Origin of the sequence: Methylobacterium sp. Leaf113, assembly GCF_001423325.1 — a bacterium.
In the GTDB taxonomy this organism is placed as follows: Bacteria; Pseudomonadota; Alphaproteobacteria; order Rhizobiales; family Beijerinckiaceae; genus Methylobacterium.
In genome coordinates, this window is the sequence record NZ_LMNJ01000015.1 from 29,118 (window position 1) to 48,314 (window position 19,197).

16 protein-coding genes, 1 tRNA gene and 2 pseudogenes are annotated in these 19,197 nt (G+C 69.1%); 15 read left to right on the forward strand and 4 right to left on the reverse strand.

Features of this window, described 5'->3' with window-relative positions:
- Positions 1 to 136 precede the first annotated feature (136 nt).
- From ASF60_RS11880 to ASF60_RS24415, 11 genes and pseudogenes are all read left to right on the forward strand, one after another.
- Positions 137 to 1,699, forward strand: a complete 1,563-nt coding sequence (locus ASF60_RS11880) for a GMC family oxidoreductase (RefSeq protein WP_056184702.1) — start codon at positions 137 to 139, stop codon at positions 1,697 to 1,699.
- Entirely contained in the window at positions 1,696 to 1,884 is a 189-nt protein-coding gene (locus tag ASF60_RS11885; protein ID WP_056184704.1) for a hypothetical protein, read from the forward strand. The genes ASF60_RS11880 and ASF60_RS11885 overlap by 4 nt, the downstream gene beginning before the upstream one ends.
- 48 nt (positions 1,885 to 1,932) lie before the next feature.
- Positions 1,933 to 2,283 (forward strand): annotated as a pseudogene (locus tag ASF60_RS26160) (alpha/beta hydrolase fold domain-containing protein); the annotation flags it as partial.
- A 46-nt stretch (positions 2,284 to 2,329) separates the two neighbouring features.
- Positions 2,330 to 2,605: an alpha/beta hydrolase fold domain-containing protein gene (locus ASF60_RS25630; protein WP_056184707.1), complete on the forward strand. Its 276-nt coding sequence runs from the start codon at positions 2,330 to 2,332 to the stop codon at positions 2,603 to 2,605.
- A 229-nt stretch (positions 2,606 to 2,834) separates the two neighbouring features.
- Positions 2,835 to 3,152: a DUF6894 family protein gene (locus ASF60_RS26165; RefSeq protein ID WP_443136756.1), complete on the forward strand. Its 318-nt coding sequence runs from the start codon at positions 2,835 to 2,837 to the stop codon at positions 3,150 to 3,152.
- A gap of 320 nt (positions 3,153 to 3,472) precedes the next feature.
- Positions 3,473 to 4,281: pseudogene (locus ASF60_RS26170) on the forward strand (Crp/Fnr family transcriptional regulator); the annotation flags it as partial.
- A gap of 256 nt (positions 4,282 to 4,537) precedes the next feature.
- Positions 4,538 to 4,777 carry a DUF6894 family protein gene (locus ASF60_RS11900; RefSeq protein WP_056184712.1) on the forward strand — a complete coding sequence of 80 codons (240 nt, stop codon included), beginning with the start codon at positions 4,538 to 4,540 and terminating at the stop codon, positions 4,775 to 4,777.
- A gap of 410 nt (positions 4,778 to 5,187) precedes the next feature.
- The gene (locus tag ASF60_RS11910) at positions 5,188 to 6,246 is read left to right on the forward strand and encodes a tyrosine recombinase XerC (protein ID WP_082507908.1); all 1,059 of its coding nucleotides are present in this window, start codon (positions 5,188 to 5,190) and stop codon (positions 6,244 to 6,246) included.
- Between the two features lie 28 nt (positions 6,247 to 6,274).
- Entirely contained in the window at positions 6,275 to 7,591 is a 1,317-nt protein-coding gene (locus ASF60_RS11915) for a leucine-rich repeat-containing protein kinase family protein (RefSeq protein ID WP_056184716.1), read from the forward strand.
- Between the two features lie 155 nt (positions 7,592 to 7,746).
- Positions 7,747 to 8,109 (forward strand): hypothetical protein, encoded by a 363-nt coding sequence (locus ASF60_RS11920; RefSeq protein WP_082503686.1) that lies wholly within the window; start codon positions 7,747 to 7,749, stop codon positions 8,107 to 8,109.
- A 157-nt stretch (positions 8,110 to 8,266) separates the two neighbouring features.
- Complete coding sequence (locus ASF60_RS24415; RefSeq protein WP_156634047.1) at positions 8,267 to 8,800, forward strand: hypothetical protein; 534 nt, start codon at positions 8,267 to 8,269, stop codon at positions 8,798 to 8,800.
- A gap of 164 nt (positions 8,801 to 8,964) precedes the next feature.
- Here ASF60_RS24415 and ASF60_RS11925 read toward each other — a convergent pair whose 3' ends face one another.
- Both ASF60_RS11925 and ASF60_RS11930 read right to left on the reverse strand, forming a co-directional pair.
- Complete coding sequence (locus tag ASF60_RS11925; protein ID WP_056184718.1) at positions 8,965 to 9,735, reverse strand: SDR family NAD(P)-dependent oxidoreductase; 771 nt, start codon at positions 9,733 to 9,735, stop codon at positions 8,965 to 8,967.
- A gap of 103 nt (positions 9,736 to 9,838) precedes the next feature.
- Positions 9,839 to 11,470, reverse strand: a complete 1,632-nt coding sequence (locus ASF60_RS11930; protein ID WP_056184720.1) for an alpha-D-glucose phosphate-specific phosphoglucomutase — start codon at positions 11,468 to 11,470, stop codon at positions 9,839 to 9,841.
- Between the two features lie 261 nt (positions 11,471 to 11,731).
- Here ASF60_RS11930 and ASF60_RS24420 point away from each other — a divergent pair.
- Both ASF60_RS24420 and ASF60_RS11935 read left to right on the forward strand, forming a co-directional pair.
- Positions 11,732 to 11,808, forward strand: a tRNA-OTHER gene (locus tag ASF60_RS24420).
- 222 nt (positions 11,809 to 12,030) lie between these two features.
- The gene (locus ASF60_RS11935) at positions 12,031 to 13,470 is read left to right on the forward strand and encodes a DUF2252 domain-containing protein (RefSeq protein WP_056184806.1); all 1,440 of its coding nucleotides are present in this window, start codon (positions 12,031 to 12,033) and stop codon (positions 13,468 to 13,470) included.
- 143 nt (positions 13,471 to 13,613) lie between these two features.
- On the opposite strand, the gene ASF60_RS24425 is transcribed toward ASF60_RS11935, so the two are convergent.
- Positions 13,614 to 13,781, reverse strand: coding sequence for a hypothetical protein (locus ASF60_RS24425; protein WP_156634049.1), 168 nt, complete (start codon positions 13,779 to 13,781; stop codon positions 13,614 to 13,616).
- 130 nt (positions 13,782 to 13,911) lie between these two features.
- Here ASF60_RS24425 and ASF60_RS11945 point away from each other — a divergent pair, with 130 nt between their 5' ends.
- Together ASF60_RS11945 and ASF60_RS11950 are read left to right on the forward strand one after the other, a co-directional pair.
- Positions 13,912 to 17,148 (forward strand): helicase-related protein, encoded by a 3,237-nt coding sequence (locus tag ASF60_RS11945; protein WP_056184808.1) that lies wholly within the window; start codon positions 13,912 to 13,914, stop codon positions 17,146 to 17,148.
- Between the two features lie 464 nt (positions 17,149 to 17,612).
- Positions 17,613 to 18,494 carry an FkbM family methyltransferase gene (locus ASF60_RS11950; RefSeq protein ID WP_082503683.1) on the forward strand — a complete coding sequence of 294 codons (882 nt, stop codon included), beginning with the start codon at positions 17,613 to 17,615 and terminating at the stop codon, positions 18,492 to 18,494.
- A gap of 217 nt (positions 18,495 to 18,711) precedes the next feature.
- On the opposite strand, the gene ASF60_RS11955 is transcribed toward ASF60_RS11950, so the two are convergent.
- Positions 18,712 to 19,113, reverse strand: a complete 402-nt coding sequence (locus ASF60_RS11955; RefSeq protein WP_056184727.1) for a hypothetical protein — start codon at positions 19,111 to 19,113, stop codon at positions 18,712 to 18,714.
- Between the last annotated feature and the right edge of the window lie 84 nt (positions 19,114 to 19,197).

Consider the following 19,197-nt stretch of genomic DNA (forward strand, 5'->3'; position numbering starts at 1 on the left):
TCGGCGGTTGAACGCGGCACTCGCGCGGGGGTTCAAACGTTCGAAGTCTCGGATGCTGCATCGCGGCATCCGGAACCGACCTACCCGAGACACCGGACCCCGAAGGCCCCCCGTGGAAACCCCCGTGGAAACCCCCATGACTCAGGACCATTACGACGTCGTCATCGTGGGCTCGGGGCCGGGCGGCGGCACCATGGCCTGGCGCCTCGCCCAGACCGGCAAGCGCGTGCTGCTGCTGGAGCGCGGCGGCTATCTTCCGCGCGAGCGCGAGAACTGGGACAGCCAGGCGGTGTTCGTGGATGCGCGCTATCAGGCCCCGGAGAGCTGGTACGGCGCCGATGGCCGGGAATTCCACCCGGGCCTGCACTACTATGTCGGCGGCAACAGCAAGGTCTACGGCTCGGTGCTGCTGCGCCTGCGAAGCCAAGACTTCGACGTGGTGCGCCACCCCGACGGCGATGCGCCCGAATGGCCGGTGAAGTACGACACCTTCGCGCCCTATTATCAGGCGGCCGAGGAACTCTACCACGTCCACGGCCTGCGCGGCGAAGACCCGACCGAGCCCCCGGCGGACAAGCCCTATGCCTACCCGCCGGTCTCCCACGAGCCCCGCATCCAGGAACTGTTCGACGGACTGAAGCGCGAGGGCCACCGGCCCTTCCACCTGCCGGTGGGCGTGCTGCTCGACGAGCGCGACGGCCAGGCCCTGCCGCATTCGGCCTGCATCCGCTGCGACGCCTTCGACGGCTATCCCTGCCTGACCAACGGCAAGGCCGATGCGCAGATCATCTGCGTCGACCCGGCGCTGGCCCGGCACCCCAATCTCACCCTCTGGACCGGCGCCTACGTGGAGCGCCTCCTCACCAGCCCGAGCGGGCGCCAGATCACCGGCGTCGAGCTGGTGCGCGAGGGGCGGAGCCGGACGGTCTCGGGCGACATCGTGGTGGTGGCCTGCGGCGCCCTGTCCTCGGCCCTGCTGATGCTGCGCTCGGCCAACGACGCCCACCCGCAGGGGCTCGCCAACGCCTCGGGCCAGGTCGGGCGCAACTACATGCGCCACAACAACGCCACCGTGCTGGCGGTCTCGCGCACCCCGAACCCGACGAAGTTCCAGAAGACCCTCGGGCTCAACGACTTCTACTTCGGCTCGGACGACTGGGACTTTCCGCTGGGCCACATCCAGATGGTCGGCAAGTCCGACGGCACCCAGATCCACGGCGAGGGCCTGCCGGGCTTCCTGCAATGGTTTCCCGAAAAGCCGTTCGACTGGATCGCCCAGCATTCCCTCGATTTCTGGCTGACCTCGGAGGATCTGCCGCGGCCGGAGAACCGGATCTTCTACGACGGCGGCCGCGTCCGCCTCGATCTCACCGAGAGCAACATGGAGGGGCATCGGCGGCTGAAGCAGAAGCTGCGCGACCTCTGCGGCAAGCTCGACGTGCATCCGCACCTGTTCGACCGCTCGCTCTACCTCGGCAAGGACACGCCGATCGGCGGCACGGCGCACCAGGCCGGGACGCTGCGCTTCGGCACGGACCCGGCGACCTCGGTGCTCGACCTCGATTGCCGGGCGCACGGCATCGACAATCTCTACGTCACCGATGCGAGCTTCTTCCCCTCGATCGGCGCCGTGAACCCGACCCTGACCATCATCGCCAACGCCCTGCGGGTCGGCGACACCATCGCGGGTCGGCTGTGACCAGCCTGACGGCTCGCCTCGCCGCCCTGGCGATCCGCCTCACCGGGCGGCGTCGCCACCTTGCCCGGGACGACCTCGACCCGGAACGGGCCATCGCCGCGCGGCCCCACCCCGCCCGCCCGAGCCGCGCCCTGCGCCGGCGCCTCGCGGTGACCTGGGGCCTGCGCGACGGCCACGCGGTCTAAACCCTGGCGCCGCGCCCGGGCGCAGGCCGGGAGGCCCGCGCGGGCGGGGTGATCTACCTGCACGGGGGCGCCTATACGAGCCCGATCACGCGCATCCACTGGCGCTTCATCGCCCGGATGGTGGACGCGACGGGCCTGACCGTCACCGTACCGCTCTATCCGTTGACGCCGGAGCACGCCTGCGCCGACATCACCGCCTTCACGCTGGCGCTCCACCGGGATATGCGGGATGCCGCGCCGATCGCCCTGATGGGTGATTCCGCCGGGGGCGGACTCGCCCTGTCCGTGGCGATGCAGGCCCGCGATGCCGGGCTGCCCCTGCCCCGGGGCCTCGTCCTGATCTCGCCCTGGCTCGACGTCTCCACATCGAGGCCCGCGCAGGCCCGGATCGAACCCGATGACGTGATGCTGATGCGCCCGGGCGTCCGGACCCTCGGGCGCTGGTATGCGGGGCGCGTGGGACAGGACGGACCCCCGGGTCAGCCCCCTCTTCGGCACCCTGCGGGACCTGCCGCCGATCGAACTGTTCTGCGGCAGCCACGACATCCTCGTCGCCGATGCCCGCCGCCTCGCCGCCCGCGCCCGAGCGGAGGAAGCCCCCCTCGCCTACCACGAGGAACCCGGCCTGATGCACGTCTACCCCCTGCTCGGCCTGCCGGAATCGCGCCGGGCCGAGGTGCGGATCCGGACGTTTCTCGCGGAGCGGATGGGGCGGGGGTGAAGGGGCGAGCGCGGGTGGCCCTTCGCGCTCCGGAGGCGCCGTGGAGGCCCGTTTCGGATCGAGGGCGGGCGTTAGGCCCGACGCTGTACGTCGGTAATGGGTGGAATGCGGACGTTCGTCGATGGCCTACCGAACGTCCGCATCACGTCTGAAGCGGACGTGACCTGACCTGCTGCGCTCAGGTGAATGTGAGGTACCCGACCGACAGAACGCCGATTAACAAGAGCCAATGACAAGCGCAGTACGGTTCAATACGTTATCATCCTCGCTAGGAAATAGAACTTTACCGAAGGTAGCGCTGTTGAAAATTTATTTCGACTTCGATGATAGTCGCGCCCCGTTCAGGGATGAGGAAGGGATGGACCTTCCTGACGTAGAGACTGCCCGGACAGAGGTCCTTAGGGCGCTCGGAGATATCGCCAAAAACGTTCTGCCGAGAAGCGATCAACAGGCGTTCAAGATTTCAGCCCGTAATGCCTCCGGAGATATCGTCTACAGCGCAGAAGTGACAGTTTCAGGCGGACGGCACGAACCTCGGTATCCGTGAAATCGCTCTGCGAATTTGCGTAGTCGTCAGGGTGCACAAGATTGGAATTATATTCCACGCTTCGGCGCAACTTTCTGGTGCACTGCCGCTTAGCTCGGCATAGTGGCCATAGGGCATGGCCCGGGAGGGCAGATGCTCAATCCGTTCATCCAGAAGCTTGGACGCCGTTTCGTCCTGTCTGGGTCCGAAGAGAAGGCTCTTACTGATGCGAGTGCGCGCCTTCGCGATGTCCCATCCCGAACCGCACTCATCTCGGAAGGAGACGTGCCCGATCACGTCCACCTGATCCAGAAAGGGTTCGCCTGCCGCTATAAGGTGCNTTCGCGATGTCCCATCCCGAACCGCACTCATCTCGGAAGGAGACGTGCCCGATCACGTCCACCTGATCCAGAAAGGGTTCGCCTGCCGCTATAAGGTGCTTCCAGGCGGTGGACGGTCGATTGTCGCCTTCCTCATCCCGGGAGATTTCTGCGACCTGAACGTGTCGATCCTCGGCGAGATGGATCACAGCATCGGAACGATCAGCTCCTGCGACGTGGTGCGTATCCCGCGTTCAGTAATGAATGACCTCAGTGGGAAACATCCGGGCCTGAACCGTGCCTTGCAGTGGGCTGGCCTCGTTGATGAAGCAATCCTCCGAGAGTGGCTGGTGTGCATGGGCCGTCGTTCGGCCGATGAGCAGGTCGCACACCTGTTCTGCGAGTTCCTGATCCGCCTTCAGGTGGTGGGGCTTGCGACGGAGAACAGCTACCAGTTTCCCCTCATCCAACTCGATCTCGGCGATGCAACGGGGCTGTCGAACGTCCACATCAACCGGGTACTCCAGGAGTTACGACGTTTGGGGCTGGTGGTGTTCAAGGAGAGGCGTGTCACCCTACCCGATGTCGCTGCCATCAAGGCCTATGCCGGGTTCAATCCGAACTACCTCCAGAGGTCCGAGCGGCCGAAATCACGACGCCAGCGGCATTCGACGTCCATCTCACTCCAGGAGTTACGACGTTTGGGGCTGGTGGTGTTCAAGGAGAGGCGTGTCACCCTACCCGATGTCGCTGCCATCAAGGCCTATGCCGGGTTCAATCCGAACTACCTCCACCTGCATCCTAAGGCTCCACCATACCCCGCTATGTGAGGTACCCGACCGTTCTCCGGCACCTAGGGGAAAACACCCATTTATTAGTTTTTTGGTCGACACAGCGCCTATATCAAAAGTTATCGCGGCCATACTCTCGGCTTTCCGCGCCTGTGAGACCTCGTGTGCTCCCGCCTGCTGCGCGCGGAGAGCCCTGTGCCTCGCTACTTCTTCGATATCCATGACGGCCANTACTCTCGGCTTTCCGCGCCTGTGAGACCTCGTGTGCTCCCGCCTGCTGCGCGCGGAGAGCCCTGTGCCTCGCTACTTCTTCGATATCCATGACGGCCAAACGCTTCGCGACGACGAGGGCATGGACCTCGCCGGTCCTGAAGAAGCTGCTCGTCACGCAAAGTCGGTCCTACCCGAGATCGCAGCACACGAGGTGCCAAAAGACGGCGAACATCAAGCCTTCTCGGTTCTGGTAACGGACGAAGATGGGCATCCCATCTACTCGGCCGCTCTGACCTACACGGGCACGTGGCTGATCCGGTGAGTGGGCCCCCATCTGCTGAGCCGGATGGGGCCCCGTGCTACCGAGCCGTGATGCTCAACGCTGGCGGAGGCGGGGTTCTGAACACGCCGATTTCGGCCTCGGACGACAGCGAAGCTACGGACAAGGCACGAGCCCTTGTTGATCGGCATGCCGTCGACCTCTGGGATGGCATGCGGTTCATCGACCGGTTCGAACCGCCTCATCCTCTTACGCGAACTGAGACCATCGCGGCATCCTGAAGGTCACGATTGATTGTCCGCTTAGCGTCAGGTCCAGTCGTTAGAGCCTACGACCTCGAAGGTCTGAGTAGGGTCGGAAGCCGACATTCCGGCCAACAAATCCTCCCACCCGCGCGGCTCCGCGCCCCTTCGGCAACGGAGCGTCAACGCCTCTCGGGCTTCAGTGGCGGCATGGCATCCTCCGCATCCGGCTCCTCCCCGCTGCCCGCCGACGCCCTGGCGTTTCCGGGTGAGGCAGCCCTGCGCGCCGAGGCCCTGGCCTGGCAGGACGAGCTCGCACGGGAGCGGCGCCTGTCGCCCAACACCGTCGAGGCCTATGTGCGGGACCTGCGCCAGTTCCTGGTCCATCGCGCCGGGCGGCACGGCACGCCCGGCATCGCCCAGCTCGTCGCGTTGAAACCGCGGGATGTGCGCGCCTTCATGGCGGCGCGCCGGGCGGAGGGGGTCGGCGGGCGCTCGCTGATGCGGGCGCTGGCGGGCCTGCGCTCCTTTGCGCGCCACCTGGAGCGGGAGGGCCACGGCACCGTGGCGGCCTTGGGCGCCGTGCGCTCGCCCAAGGTGGAACGGCGCCTGCCGCGTCCGATCCCGATCGCCGCCGCGCGGGCGATGAGCAGCCCCGACCTGCGCGCCGGCGAGGCCCGCGAGCCCTGGGTGCTGGCGCGCGACGCCGCCGTGCTGGCCCTGCTCTACGGCTCGGGCCTGCGCATCTCGGAAGCCCTCGGGCTCCGGGCCCGGGACGCGCCCCTGCCGGGCCTCGATTCCGTCACCGTGCTGGGCAAGGGCGGCAAGTCCCGAATGGTGCCGGTGCTGCCGGTGGTCGCGGCGGCGGTGGCCGAATACTGCGCCGCCTGCCCCTACGCCCTGGCCCCGGACGGTCCGCTCTTCGTGGGCGCCAAGGGCGGCCCGCTCTCGCCCCGGATCATTCAATACGCGGTGGCGGCGATGCGCGGCGGGCTCGGCCTGCCCGAGAGCGCGACGCCGCACGCCCTGCGCCACTCCTTCGCCACGCACCTCCTGGCACGCCAGGGCGAGTTGCGGGCGATCCAGGAACTGCTCGGCCACGCCTCCCTGGCCACCACCCAGCTCTACACCAAGATCGACGCGACCCGGCTGATGGAGGCCTTCGATGCCGCCCATCCGCGCGCGGGCCAAGCCCTGCTCCGGGCGGCGGCGCTGCGCGAGAAAAGCCGTGCGCCGGGTCCCCGCCCCGCGCTAGGACCGGAGGCATGATCCGCCCCCGCCTGTTCGCGCCCCGCCGATGACCCAACACGCTCCCGCGAAACAGGACCTGTTGGCCGCCCTGCGCCGCGGCGACTGCGCCGGGGCCACGGCTCTGCGCTTTCCCCCCGGCCTGACCACGTTTCCGCGCGAGATCCTCGACCTCGGCGACAGTCTCGAACGGCTGGACCTGAGCGGCAGCGCCCTCACGGCGCTGCCGGAGGATTTCGGCCGCCTGCGGCGCCTGCGCGTGCTGTTCTGCTCGGGCAACCGCTTCACCCGCCTGCCGCCGGTGCTCGGCGACTGCCCGGCCTTGAGCCAGGTCGGCTTTCGCGGCACCGGGCTCGTGGAGGTGCCGGGCGAGGCCCTGCCGCCGGCCCTGCGCTGGCTCACCCTGACGGACAACCAGATCGCCACCCTGCCCGACGCCCTCGGGCAGCGGGCGATGCTGCAGAAGCTGATGCTGTCGGGCAATCGCCTGCGGCGCCTGCCCGACAGCCTGGAGGGTGCCGCCAACCTCGAACTGGTGCGGCTGGCCGCCAACCGGCTGGAGGCGCTTCCGCCCTGGCTCGCCACCCTGCCGGCCCTCGCCTGGACCTCCTATGCCGGCAATCCCGTGGCCGACGAGCCGGTGCTGCCCGCGGTGCCGGCGGTGGCCTGGGGCGCGCTCGAACCCGGCGCCCTCCTGGGCGAGGGAACCTCGGGCCGGGTGCACCGGGCGCTGTGGCGCCGCGACGGGGGCGCGGCCGACGCCGTCGCGCTCAAGCTGTTCAAGGGCACCATGACCAGCGACGGCCTGCCCGCCCGCGAGATGGAAGCCTGCCTCGCGGCCGGGGCGCACCCGCACCTCACCGGCGCCCTCGGGCGCGTCGTCGATCATCCGGACGGCAGCGAGGGCCTGCTGATGCGGCTCCTGCCGGAGTCCTGGCGGGTGCTGGCCGGGCCGCCGAGCCTGGAGAGCTGCAGCCGCGACGTCTACGCGGCCGGCCTGACCCTGACGCCGGCGGCGGCCCTGCGCATCGCCCGCGGCACGGCCGAGGCCTGCGCCCATCTCCACGCCCGCCGCATCCTGCACGGCGACCTCTACGGCCACAACATCCTGTGGGACGGCACGGACGGACAGGCCGTCGTCAGCGATTTCGGCGCCGCCTCGATCCTGCCGGACGGCCCCGTCGGCGCGGCCCTGCGCCGGGTCGAGGTGCGGGCCTGGGGCCTGCTGCTCGGCGAACTCCTGGACCTCGCCGGGATCGGGACCGGTCCCTGGCGCCACCTCGAAGGGGCCTGCACCCGGCCCGAGATCGGGGAGAGACCGGGTTTCGCCGACATCCTCGCGCATCTCCCGCAGGCCGAGGCGTAGGCGCGCGCCGGCGCTCCGCCTGAGATGCGCAAAGCACAGGCGTCTTCCGTCGCGAGCCGCCGACCGGCCAGACCCGCGCGGCGACGCGGCGCGGCCCCGATTTCGTCACGGTCTCCCGCCAGGGACGCGTCCGGAATCAGGGGGTTAGGGTCATCATGAAGGCAATCACCACCGCGCTTCTGCTCGCGGGCGCGCTCGCGGCGCCGCAGGCTGCGCTCGCCGCGAGCAAGACCACGGTGGGCGTCGGCACCGGCGCGGTGGCCGGCGCCCTGGTCGGCGGACCGGTGGGCGCGGTCGTCGGCGGCATCGTCGGCGGCTATATCGGCGCCACCTCCGAGAGCCCCCGCCCGCGCCGCCGCCGGGTCCGCGCCGCCCGCCGGGCCTCCGTGGCACCGCGCAGGCTGCACGTGGCCGAGGAAAGCGCCGCCCCGGTCCGCGCGGCCGGACCAGCCGCCACCGGCAGCCTCACGCCGGTCACGACGGCGCCCGCCACGACCACCTGGCGGAACCCGCGGTAGCGGGATATCTCCACCGTTCGGAACGCGGGCCGACCGTCCGAGTTGGGTGGTTTCCTGCCCGTCCGGTCCTGGACGGCAGATGCATGGAAGCGGACATAGCCGCGGGGCCACTCACGATCCTTTGCAGACCTCCAGCAATGATGGCTAGATACCGTGCATGACGCGCGATCAACCCGTTCCATCCATGACGGATCAAACCCCAACTGGCGTTGTATTCTCTCCGTGGCCTACGGATGTCGAGAACGACGACTTATGGCTTGGAAGATTGAGTTTTGATGTCGGGGCCCCGCTAGTTACCTTTGCAAAAGACGGTACCAGCTACTCGTTACCGTCCACGAACCCAGGCCACGACCACAGCTTAGAAGCAGATTTCGTTTCAACTGATAAGAAAGCAATCATACGGTTTGCATTTCAGAGCGTAATTGCATTCCGCATGCTGGATGAGAACGGCCTTTTGGAATTATGGGGCGCTTCGAGTGCTGATCCGCGTCCAGCCAAAACAACTTTCCGAGCGCGGGGGCACAAATGGTCGGATGAGAGTTTCCTTGTTTTCATGGCAGGAGGTTCTGAACAGCGGTCAAGTTATTTCATCGCAACAGACGCGCACTGCCTTGAAGTCGTTTGTGATGAGGAGCCTAGCGTGACAACTATGGGTCCGGCACTTGTCACGCACGCTGAACCAAAGGGCTGATACCCACCCCGAGCCGAGGTTGCCGGACGGCCGACGAACGACCGCTTAGGAGAAGCGCCCGTAGTGAACCAGGCGACCGGGTTGGGTCGGACGCAGACGGTCCCGAACGTCGGGCTTCGGCGGCCTGGACAGTCGCCCAAGCTCCACTATCCACAACCCGCGCCTCAGGCGCCGCCCCACTGCATGGTCAGGCCGCCGTCGACCACCAGGGTGTGCCCGGTGACGTAGTCGGAATCGTCCGAGGCGAGGTAGAGGATCGCCTTGGCGATCTCGTCCGGCTGGCCGGCCCGGTGCCAGGGGATGCGGTCCAGGGACTGGGCGAGCTTGTCCGGGTTCTCGAAGCGGTCGCTCGTCATCGGCGTCTCGATCAGGCCGGGCGCCACGTTGTTGACGTTGATCCGATCCTCGGCCAGTTCCCGCGCCAGACTGCGGCAGAGGGAGCCGACGCCGGCCTTGGACATGCCGTAGGGGGCGCTCTCCGGGGTCGGCAGGTGCTGGGCCACCGAGGAGACGATGACAATCTTGCCGCGTCCGCCCGCGGCGCGCCGGACCTTGATGAAGGCCCGGGCGCAGAAGACCGGCGCCATCAGGTTGACGCGCAGGATCCGCTCGAGCGTGGCGTCGTCCATCTCGGCCACCGGCATGCCGCTCATGGCCTGGCCGGCATTGTTGACCAGGATGTCGAGGGCGCCGAGGTCGCGGGCGACCGCCGCGAAGGTCGCCTCCACCGAGGCCGGGTCGCCGACATCGTTCTGGATCACGAGGCAGCGCCGGCCCGCCGCCTCGACCCGGCGCGCGGTCTCGCGGGCTCCGTCCGCATCGGTGTGGTAGGTGATCGCCACGTCGGCGCCTTCGCGGGCGAACAGCTCGGCCGCCGCCTGGCCGATCCCTGAATCCGCGCCGGTGATCAGCGCGCGCTTGCCGTGCAGCTTCATGGTGAGCCGGTCTCCTCGCATCGGGGGTCGATGCGAGGACTAAGGACGCGACGCCCGGTCCTGTTCCGGGCGCCGATCGTCCCGGATCAGGCATGGCTTCGGCTCAGGTGATGACGCTCGGCTCGGAGCGGCCGGTGAGGGCGGCGATGTCGGCCAGCGCGTTCGCCACCGCCACCACCGGGGCGAGCACCTCCGCCACCGGCAATTCGAGCCGGTCGGGGGCGGATTCGTAGCGCTCAAGATAGACCCGCAGGGTCGCGCCCGCCGTGCCGGTGCCGGACAGACGGTAGACCACCCGGGCATCGTCCGCGAAGGTGACGCGGATGCCCTGCTGCTCGGTGACCGAGCCGTCGACGGGATCGACGTAGCGGAAGTCGTCCGCCGCCGCGACGGTGAGGTCGCCGAGCTTGGTGCCGGGCAGCGTCGCGAGCTTGGCGCGCAGGCCCTCCATCAGGCGCTTGGCGGCCGCGGACTCGATCTCCTCGTAATCGTGCCGGGTGTAGTAGTCGCGCCCGAACTGCGCCCAGTGGCCCCGCACCACGTCCTGGGCCGGCTTGCCCGTGACCGCCAGGATGTTGAGCCAGATCAGCACCGCCCAGAGGCCGTCCTTCTCCCGGACGTGGTTCGAACCGGTGCCGGCGCTCTCCTCGCCGCAGAGGGTGATGAGACCGGCATCGAGCAGGTTGCCGAAGAACTTCCAGCCGGTGGGGGTCTCGTAGGCCTTGATCTCCAGGGAGGCCGCGACCCGGTCCAGCGCCCGGCTGGTCGGCATCGAGCGGGCGACGCCGGCGAGTCCCTGCGCGTAGCCGGGGGCCAGGTGCGCATGCGCGGCCAGGATCGCGAGGCTGTCGCTCGGGGTCACGAACAGGCCCGGCGCCACGATCATGTTGCGGTCGCCGTCGCCGTCCGAGGCCGCGCCGAGATCGGGCGCGTCGGCGCTCAGCATCAGGTCGTAGAGGTCATGGGCGTGGACCGGGTTCGGGTCGGGATGATGCCCGCCGAAATCCTCCCGCGGCGTCCCGTTGACCACGGTGCCGGCTTGCGCCCCGAACACACCCTCCAGGATGGCGTGGGCGTAGGGGCCGGTGACCGCGCTCATGGCGTCGAAGCGCATGCGGAAGCCGCCGGCGAACAGCCGGGTGATGGCGTCGAAATCGATGAGGTCGCGCATCAGCGCGAGGTAATCGGCGACCGGATCGATCACCGCCACGGTCATGGGGCCGATCCGGGTCTCGCCGAGGGTGTCGAGGTCGAGGTCCGGCCCCTCGACGATGCGGTATTCGGTGAGGGCCTGGGTGCGGGCGTAGATCGCTGCCGTCACGCCCTCGGGGGCCGGGCCGCCATTGGCGGTGTTGTACTTGATGCCGAAATCGCCGTCCGGGCCGCCCGGGTTGTGGCTCGCCGACAGGATGATGCCGCCGATGGCGCCGTGCTTGCGGATGACGCAGGAGGCGGCGGGCGTCGAGAGCAGGCCGCCCCGGCCGACGAGCACGCGGGAAAAGCCGTTGGCCGCCGCGATCCGCAGGGTGGTCTGCACCACCTGCCGATTGAGGAAGCGGCCGTCGCCGCCGAGCACCAGGGTGGCGCCCGCCCGGTCGGGAATGCAGTCGATGATCGCCTGGACGAAGTTCTCGACGTAGCGTGCCTGCTGGAAAACCGGCACCTTCTTGCGCAGGCCGGACGTGCCCGGCTTCTGGTCGTCGAAGGGCGTCGTCGGCACGGTCGTTACGGACATCGTTCTGGCACTCCTCAATCCCGCGCTCAAGAACGCGGTTTGCCCGCGCGGGTCAATCGCCGACGGTCCTGTGGGACGGACCGGGCCTCCGGCACCCGCATCGGCCGGCGTCAGCCAAGCATCGCGCGACCCGATCTGGAGGAACGGCAAGTCGAGGCGAGCAAAGCTGATGGATGTGTCGTTCATGACTTCGAAACCGTTCCTGCGCCCGTAAGACGAGGCCCGCTTGCATCGTCAAGACCACCATGATTGATAGCCCTCGGCCAGGTGGGTGAGTGTCGAGCCAGGATCCCCGCAAGGATTCGCACGTCCGGTTCAAATCCGGACCCCGGCCTCCATCCGACCTCTCCGCCCGGTCCGCACAACGTCGACTTGCGCGAGGCCGCCGATGCACGGGGCGCACCGTCCCGGCTCGGGATGAATCCCCCCGCTGAGACGTGTTGCCCCGGGAACGATCCGAAACGGTCAAGATTTGTCCTTCACGAATTCGCGCGTGAGGACCATGCATGGAATGCCCCCAGGATGTCAGCCTGCGCGCTGACGCGTCGCGCGCGACCGAAATGCAGCCTCAGGCCGACGACATCCTGCTGGCGCCGCTCGCCGACATTCCGCGCATCAACCTGCGCGAGGCGGGCGAGCCCTGGGACAAGCGCCGCCACGCCGGCAAGGCTCTGCGCGAGGCGGTGCCGCACGCGGCTCACGGAGCGTGGCACCCGCCCGCCAACCGGCCCGACCCCGTCTCGCTGATCGAGGCGGCGCATGACGGGCGCCAGCCGCACCTGATCCCGCTCCGGGTCGCCCGGATGGCGAGTTCGCCTTTCGCCTTCCTGCGCGGCGCGGCGCACGTGATGGCGTGGGACCTCGCCCATACCCCGCGCAGCGGCATCGCGGTGGTGATGAACGGCGACGCGCATCTGGCCAATTTCGGCCTGTTCGGCACGCCTCAGCGCGACATCGTCCTCGACCTGAATGATTTCGACGAGGTGACGATCGGCCCGTGGGAATGGGACCTGAAGCGCCTCGTGGCCAGCATCGAGGTGGCGGCCCGGACCGACGGCGTCGCCAAGCCCGAGCGCCGCGAGGCTGCCCTCGCGGCGGTGGCGGGCTACCAGCACACCATGACCGAACTGGCGCCGCAGGGCCCCCTCGACGTCTGGCATCAGGCGGCGCGGGCCGACCAGCTCGACTTCGCCGGCCTCTCCATCGACGAAGATTCCAAGGCGGTCATCGCCCGGGCGGTGGAGAAGGCGCGCAAGAAGCACAACAAGAGCCTGCTCGCCCGGGTCGGCGAGCGCCGCACCGATGGCGGCTGGCGCTTCAAGGAGGCCCCTCCCATTCTCACCGGCGTCGATGCCGAGACCCGGGAGGCGGTGATCGGCGGGCTGGAGCATTACGCCGAGACCCTGCCGCGCGAGCGCCGCTTCATGCTGAGCCGCTACCACGTGGTCGACGTCGCCCACCGGGTCGTCGGCGTCGGCAGCGTCGGCACCCGGGCCTACGTGGCGCTCCTGTGCGGCAATTCCGACCAGGACGTGCTCTTCCTCCAGGTCAAGGAGGCGGTGACGCCGGCCCACGCGCCCTACCTGTCCGGGATGCCGGATTCCTACGGCGACCACGAGGGCGAGCGGGTGATCTACGGCCAGCGCCTGCTCCAGGCGGTGGGCGATCCGCTGCTCGGCTGGACCACCATCGACGGGCGGCCGTTCTACGTGCGCCAGATGAAGAACATGAAGGGCGACATCCCGGTGGCGGGCCTGACCGGGCAGCCGCTGATCTACTTCTCCTGGGCCTACGGCGCCCTGCTCGCCCGGGCGCATGCGCGCACCGGGGATGCGGCCGCCATCGCGGGCTATTGCGGCCGCGACCGTCAATGCGACCTGCGCGAGGCCCTGGCCGACTGGGCCTTCGCCTATGGCGACCAGAACGAGGCCGACTACGCCACCTTCCGGGCGGCCATCGCGGACGGTCGCCTCGAGGCGTCGCCCGACCCGGAGATGTGATCCGAAAAGGCGTCTAAGAGGGCATCCAAGGATCTGTGCACAGGTCACCCACAGGTCACCCAGAGGGTGCTGCGACAAACTGGGGACGGCGGGCGGAATGACGGAGCCCGGCCCCCTTGGACCGCGTTGCCTGAGTCCAGATCTCAAGCCGGGCAGCGCACCTCTCCGATGGCAAAACGCAGGACCGAGACGTCTTCCGCACACGCTTCCCCCGCTCCGGCACGCACGCCGAAAACGCCCACGTTGAAAACACCCACGTCGAAAACACCCGCGTCGAAAACACCCGCGTCGAAAACATCCGCGCCGAACACGTCTGAATCCAGAACCCGCCCCCGCAAGGCCGCCGGTCGCAACGCCGTCGCGCCCAAGCGGACCGAGCCGGCCCCGGCCCCCGCCAGTGCCGAGATCGTCGCGCCCCTCGTGCCCACCGGCGCCCTCGCGGTGGCCCTCCTGGGGCTGACCGAGTGCGGCAGGCCCCTGATCCACATGGCCCGCGAAAGCCATCGCCTGGAGGCCATCGCGGGCATCCTCCGGGCGCTGTCGCCGGATCGCACAGTCGCCCTCTATCCGGAATGGGACTGCCTGCCCTACGACCGGGCCTCGCCCTCGCGCGGGGTGATGGGGGCGCGCACCGGCGTGCTGCGCTGGCTCACCGACACCGCGGCCCTGCCCGACATCGTGCTCACCACCGCCCCGGCGCTGATCCAGCGCGTGCCCCCGGCCGAGACCTGGGCGGGCGCCCACCTGGAGATCCGCATCGGCGACGCCCTCGATCCGCCCGCGATCACCGATGCCCTGCAGCGCCTCGGCTACATCCTCGACGACCGGGTCGACGAGCCCGGCGAGGTCGCGGTCTGGGGCCGCACCGTGGACGTCTTCCCGGCCGCCGCCGACCGGCCCTGCCGCATCGAGTACGAAGCCGGCCGGGTCACGGCGATCCGCTCCTACGACCCGGTCTCGCAGCGCTCGCTGGCCGATGCCGAGGTCCTCGTCATCGATCCCGCCACCGAGATCCTCCTGACCGAGGGCTCGGAGCACCGGCTGGAGCCCTTCACCGGGCAGGAGCACGGCCTCGCCCGGTTCTATCCGGCCCTCGTCACCGTGCTCGACCAGGTGCCCGACGCCCGCCTCGTCGTCGAGGAGGGGGCCGAAGAGCGGGCGCAGGCCTTCTTCGAGCAGATCGCCGAGGGGCGGGAATCCGCAGCCCGGTCCCGGCGCGGGGCGGCCGACGATGGCGGCCTCTACCTGAGCCCCGAGGCCTGGGCGACCCAGCTCGCGGCGCGGCGCGTCGCCGACGCCGAGACGGCGGAGGGCGAGGATCTCACCATGCCGGCCTTCGTGCGCAAGGCCCGGCCGAACACCGCGCTGGCCGAGACCCTGCGCGAGCGCCTCACGGCGGGCGACCGCATCCTTCTCACGGGGCCGGCCGAGCCTCTGGCGCGGCTGGTGCGCATCGCCGAGCGGGCGCTCGGCCGCAAGGCCCGCCCGGTGGGCGCCTGGGCCGAGGCGACCGCGGCCAAGCCCGGCGCCCTGCTCATCCTGGAAGCCCCGATCGAGGCCGGCTTCCGGGTGCCGGACCAGGGCATGGCGGTGATCGCCGCCGCCGATCTCTTCGGGGCACGCGCCGCCACCGTGGCGAGTGGAGGCCCGAGCGCCATCCTGCCCATCGGCGAGGTGGAGCTGCGGATCGGCGACGTCGCGGTCGACCGCGACAACGGGCTCTGCGTGTTCGAGGGGCTGGAGGCGGTGAGCACCGGCACCGGCGGCCAGGAAGACGCCCTGCGCCTGCGCTTTGCCGGGGACGGCATCCTGATGGTTCCGGTGTCCCAGGCCGACCGGATCTGGCGCTACGGCTCCGAGGCCGAGGCCGTGACCCTGGACAAGCTGGAAGGCGGATCCTGGGGCCGTCGTCGCCTCGAAGCCGAGGCCTGCATGGCCCGGGCCGCCCGGGTGATGCTGGCGGATGCCGAGAAGCGCCGGGCGGTCCGCGCACCGGTGCTGGCGCCGCCGGACCGCGAGATGGAGCGCTTCGCCGCCGGGTTCGGCTTCGCCCTGACGGCCGACCAGGCCGGAGCGGTGAGCGGCGTGATGGCCGACCTCGCCTCCGGCCGGCCGATGGACCGCCTCGTCTGCGGCGATGTCGGCTTCGGCAAGACCGAGGTGGCCCTGCGCGCCGCCGCCGCCGCGGTGTTTGCCGGCAAGCAGGTGGCGATCGTCGCTCCCACCACCGTCCTGGCGCGCCAGCACGTGCAGACCTTCACCCGGCGCTTCGCGCGCTTCGGCGTGGAGGTCGCGCACCTCTCGCGCCTCGTCTCGCCGGCGGATGCCAAGCGGGTGAAGGCCGGGCTCGCCGACGGCTCGATCCGTCTCGTGGTCGGCACCCACTGCCTCGCGGCCAAGGGTGTGGCCTTCGCCGATCTCGGCCTGATGGTCATCGACGAGGAGCAGCGCTTCGGCACCAAGATCAAGGAGGGCCTGCGTCAGGCGGCCGGCGACGGCCACGTGCTGACGCTGACCGCGACACCGATCCCCCGCACCCTGCAGAGCGCCCTGGTCGGCCTCCAGAGCCTCAGCATCATCGCCACGCCGCCCTCCGTGCGGCAGCCCATCCGCACCGTGATCGCCGCCTTCGAGGACGCGGCGATGCGGGACGCGCTGATGCGCGAGCATCGGCGCGGCGGCCAGAGCTTCGTCGTCTGCCCGCGCATCGAGGACATCGCCCCGATGACGGCGCGCCTCGCCAAGCTGGTGCCGGACCTGACGACCATGGTGGCCCATGGCGAGCTCAAGGCCGCCGAGATGGATGACGTGATGGTGCGCTTCGCCGATGGCGAGGGCGATGTGCTGCTCGCCACCAGCATCATCGAGAGCGGACTCGACGTACCGCGCGCCAACACCATGCTGGTCTGGGATGCGGAGCGCTTCGGCCTGTCGCAGCTGCACCAGCTGCGCGGCCGGGTCGGGCGTGGCCAGCGCCGCGGCGTCGTCTATCTGCTGCACCGCCCGGACCGGCCGCTGTCGTCCGCCACCGAGAAACGCCTGCGGACCCTGGAGGCCCTCGACCGCCTTGGTGCGGGCTTCGCCATCAGCGCCCGCGATCTCGACCTGCGCGGCGCGGGCGACCTCGTCGGCGAGAACCAGGCCGGCCACGTCAAGCTGATCGGCCTGGGGCTGTACCAGCACCTGCTGCACCTGGCCCTGCGGGCGGCCAAGGGCGAGCCGGCGGAGGACTGGAACCCCGAGATCCGCCTCGGCCTCTCCGGCTCCGTGCCGGCGGATTACGTGCCCGAGCCCGAAGTGCGGCTGAGCCTCTATACCCGCACCCTGCGCCTCACCAATCCAGAAGAGGTCGAGGCCCTGCGCAGCGAGGTGGTCGACCGCTTCGGCCCGCCGCCCACGCCCTTCGAGGACCTGATCGCCCTCGCCCGGCTCCGGGTCGGCTGCCTGGCGCTCGGCATCCATCGCCTCAGCGGCGGCCCGCAGGGTCTGGCGGCCGACCTCCGGCCCAACGCGCCGCCGCTGGCCGTGCCGGCCCACGCCCATATCGAGCGCCGGGACAACCGCGTGCTCCTGCGTCAGGGCCACGACGACCCGGCCGAGCGCGGCCGCCTCGCCGCTGCCTTCCTCGAGCGCCTGACGGCGCAGGGCGATCGCGGAGCCGGTGCGAAGGCCGGCTGACGCATCGAGCGATCGGGCGGGACGCCCGATCGACACCGTCCGCACCGGTCAGGCGGCCATCCCTGCCGTGGGCGGGATGGCCGCGCCCGGAGCGTCGCGCCGGCGGTCGGCCGAAATCCGGCTGCTGAAGTCGGCATGATGCCTCGTGCACAGGCCTGAATCGCGCGAGCCACCGTCGCCTCAACCTTTTCGGCGCGTCACGATCCGGCCCTGCGCAGTCCGGCCACCGCCGTCGCCCCAATCCTCCGGTCTCGCGCGAGCAGATGGCCGCCGATGCAGCCGCCTGACGCGTCGTTGGAGCGCTCTCATGTCCAGACTGCACCCGTTCAACTCGGGATCATCGCCTGTGTCTGGCGCGCAACAGGCGATGGATCAGCAATTTTAAGTACGCATTCGCCTTGCGGATCAATCTGCGGATGATATCGACCTTGATGGCTTTTTCAATCCATCCGGGACTATAGACGATGTCTTCAGCCGCCTCAAAAGCAAAAGATATACTGAAATCGGTTTTCTATAAAGAGGGCAGCTACAAAAAGGCAATGATATCGGGGACAAAATTCAACATTCCGGTCAACAAAAGCTTTCATTCCCAACATCTGAAGTCATACGAAGATTACTTCCACGATTTCATTGAATTGTCTTTGAAATTGAATCCGGGACTCTTCGTCGATGTGGGGGTCAATGTCGGGCAGATCCTTCTCAAGATGAAGTCCATCGAGCCGTCGCGGGCCTATGTCGGCTTCGAGGCGTCGGTTCCCTGCTGCGCTTACGTGTATGATCTGATCGACGCCAACGCGATCAAGGGATGCAAGATCATCCCCTTTGGCCTCAGCGATCAGGCCTGCCTGGTGCCGTTTTACTATTCGAGCGCGGTCGATCCCCAGGCCACCATCGTGCAGGGCTTCTGGACCGGCGCGAATCAGCGTTCCTACGAGCGGTTCATCTATGTCAGCCGAGGCGACGAGGTGCTGGCGACCCTGGGGACGGACACCGTCGGGATCATCAAGATCGACGTGGAGGGCGGCGAACTGGAGGTCCTCAAGGGCCTGGTCGACACGATCGGGCGCGACCGGCCGCTCATCCTGTCCGAGGTGCTGCCATTCGTCGAACGGCAGAACGTCGCCGAGCAGGCGACGATGCTGCGGCGCCGGCAGCGCTGCGAGGAACTGACCCGCCTGATCGAATCGCTGGACTATGTCTGCCTGCGCGCCCTGCCGGGATTCCAGGTCGAAGAGGTGGAATCCTTCGGCGCCCAGGAGTTCGTGGCCGACCGCACGAACTATGTCATGCTGCCCCGCGAACAGAAGAGCGTGTTCCTGAACGCATTGCGCCGCAAGGCGGCCTGAGGCCGCCCGACGCGCCGGCGGGTTGGGGACGTTTCCGCCTTTGCGCCGGCCACAGGACGGGAGCCGGCGTCGATCACCGCCTGCCGTGGAACGAAGCACCGCGCGGGACCGGTTCGGGCGGTCTCGGATCGCGAAGGCGCAGGACCACGATGGCGGCGCGTGCGGCGGTCACCGCGATGATGAGCGAGCGTGGTCAGCCTGTCGGACCGGTCGCGGTTCACAGGCAGGTTCCGCCATACGCTCCGGTCACCGAAGCGAGGCGTCCGTCCTCCGCCCGCCAGCCTACGCGCCACGTCAGGGTGCAGGATGGCTCCGAGAGCACGAACCACGCCCGACGCCCTTCGGCCGGATTCGCGGCCGGCGGATCGCTGCTGAAACCTTCGGCCCGCAGGCGCGAGATCAGGCCCCCTTCCGACGAGCCGAGCGGGAATGTGTCGGCGATGCGCGCAGCAAAAGCCGCATCGCCCCGCGCAAACTCGGTCGGGAGGTTCTGCACGAGGGATGGCCGCGCCCGATCCGGCATGGCCGTGAGGACGGCCCAGAACGGCACGGCGACCAAGGTCGTCACCGTGAGAAGGACCGCCCCGCCGAGGAGGATGACGAGCGTCCGTCCCGTCATGAGATTCGCATGGCCTGAGCGATGCCCGCCTCCCATCCGCAGAGAGGCGCCGAGGTTAAACCTCGCTCACCGGAACGCAACCAC

Coding starts and splice junctions, on each gene's coding strand:
- ASF60_RS11880 (WP_056184702.1), top strand. CDS start 137: ATGACTCAGGACCATTACGACGTCGTCATCGTGGGCTCGGGGCCGGGC.
- ASF60_RS25630 (WP_056184707.1), top strand. CDS start 2,330: ATGCGGGGCGCGTGGGACAGGACGGACCCCCGGGTCAGCCCCCTCTTC.
- ASF60_RS26165 (WP_443136756.1), top strand. CDS start 2,835: ATGACAAGCGCAGTACGGTTCAATACGTTATCATCCTCGCTAGGAAAT.
- ASF60_RS11910 (WP_082507908.1), top strand. CDS start 5,188: ATGGCATCCTCCGCATCCGGCTCCTCCCCGCTGCCCGCCGACGCCCTG.
- ASF60_RS11915 (WP_056184716.1), top strand. CDS start 6,275: ATGACCCAACACGCTCCCGCGAAACAGGACCTGTTGGCCGCCCTGCGC.
- ASF60_RS11920 (WP_082503686.1), top strand. CDS start 7,747: ATGAAGGCAATCACCACCGCGCTTCTGCTCGCGGGCGCGCTCGCGGCG.
- ASF60_RS24415 (WP_156634047.1), top strand. CDS start 8,267: ATGACGCGCGATCAACCCGTTCCATCCATGACGGATCAAACCCCAACT.
- ASF60_RS11925 (WP_056184718.1), bottom strand. CDS start 9,735: ATGAAGCTGCACGGCAAGCGCGCGCTGATCACCGGCGCGGATTCAGGG.
- ASF60_RS11930 (WP_056184720.1), bottom strand. CDS start 11,470: ATGTCCGTAACGACCGTGCCGACGACGCCCTTCGACGACCAGAAGCCG.
- ASF60_RS11935 (WP_056184806.1), top strand. CDS start 12,031: ATGCAGCCTCAGGCCGACGACATCCTGCTGGCGCCGCTCGCCGACATT.
- ASF60_RS11950 (WP_082503683.1), top strand. CDS start 17,613: ATGTCTTCAGCCGCCTCAAAAGCAAAAGATATACTGAAATCGGTTTTC.
- ASF60_RS11955 (WP_056184727.1), bottom strand. CDS start 19,113: ATGACGGGACGGACGCTCGTCATCCTCCTCGGCGGGGCGGTCCTTCTC.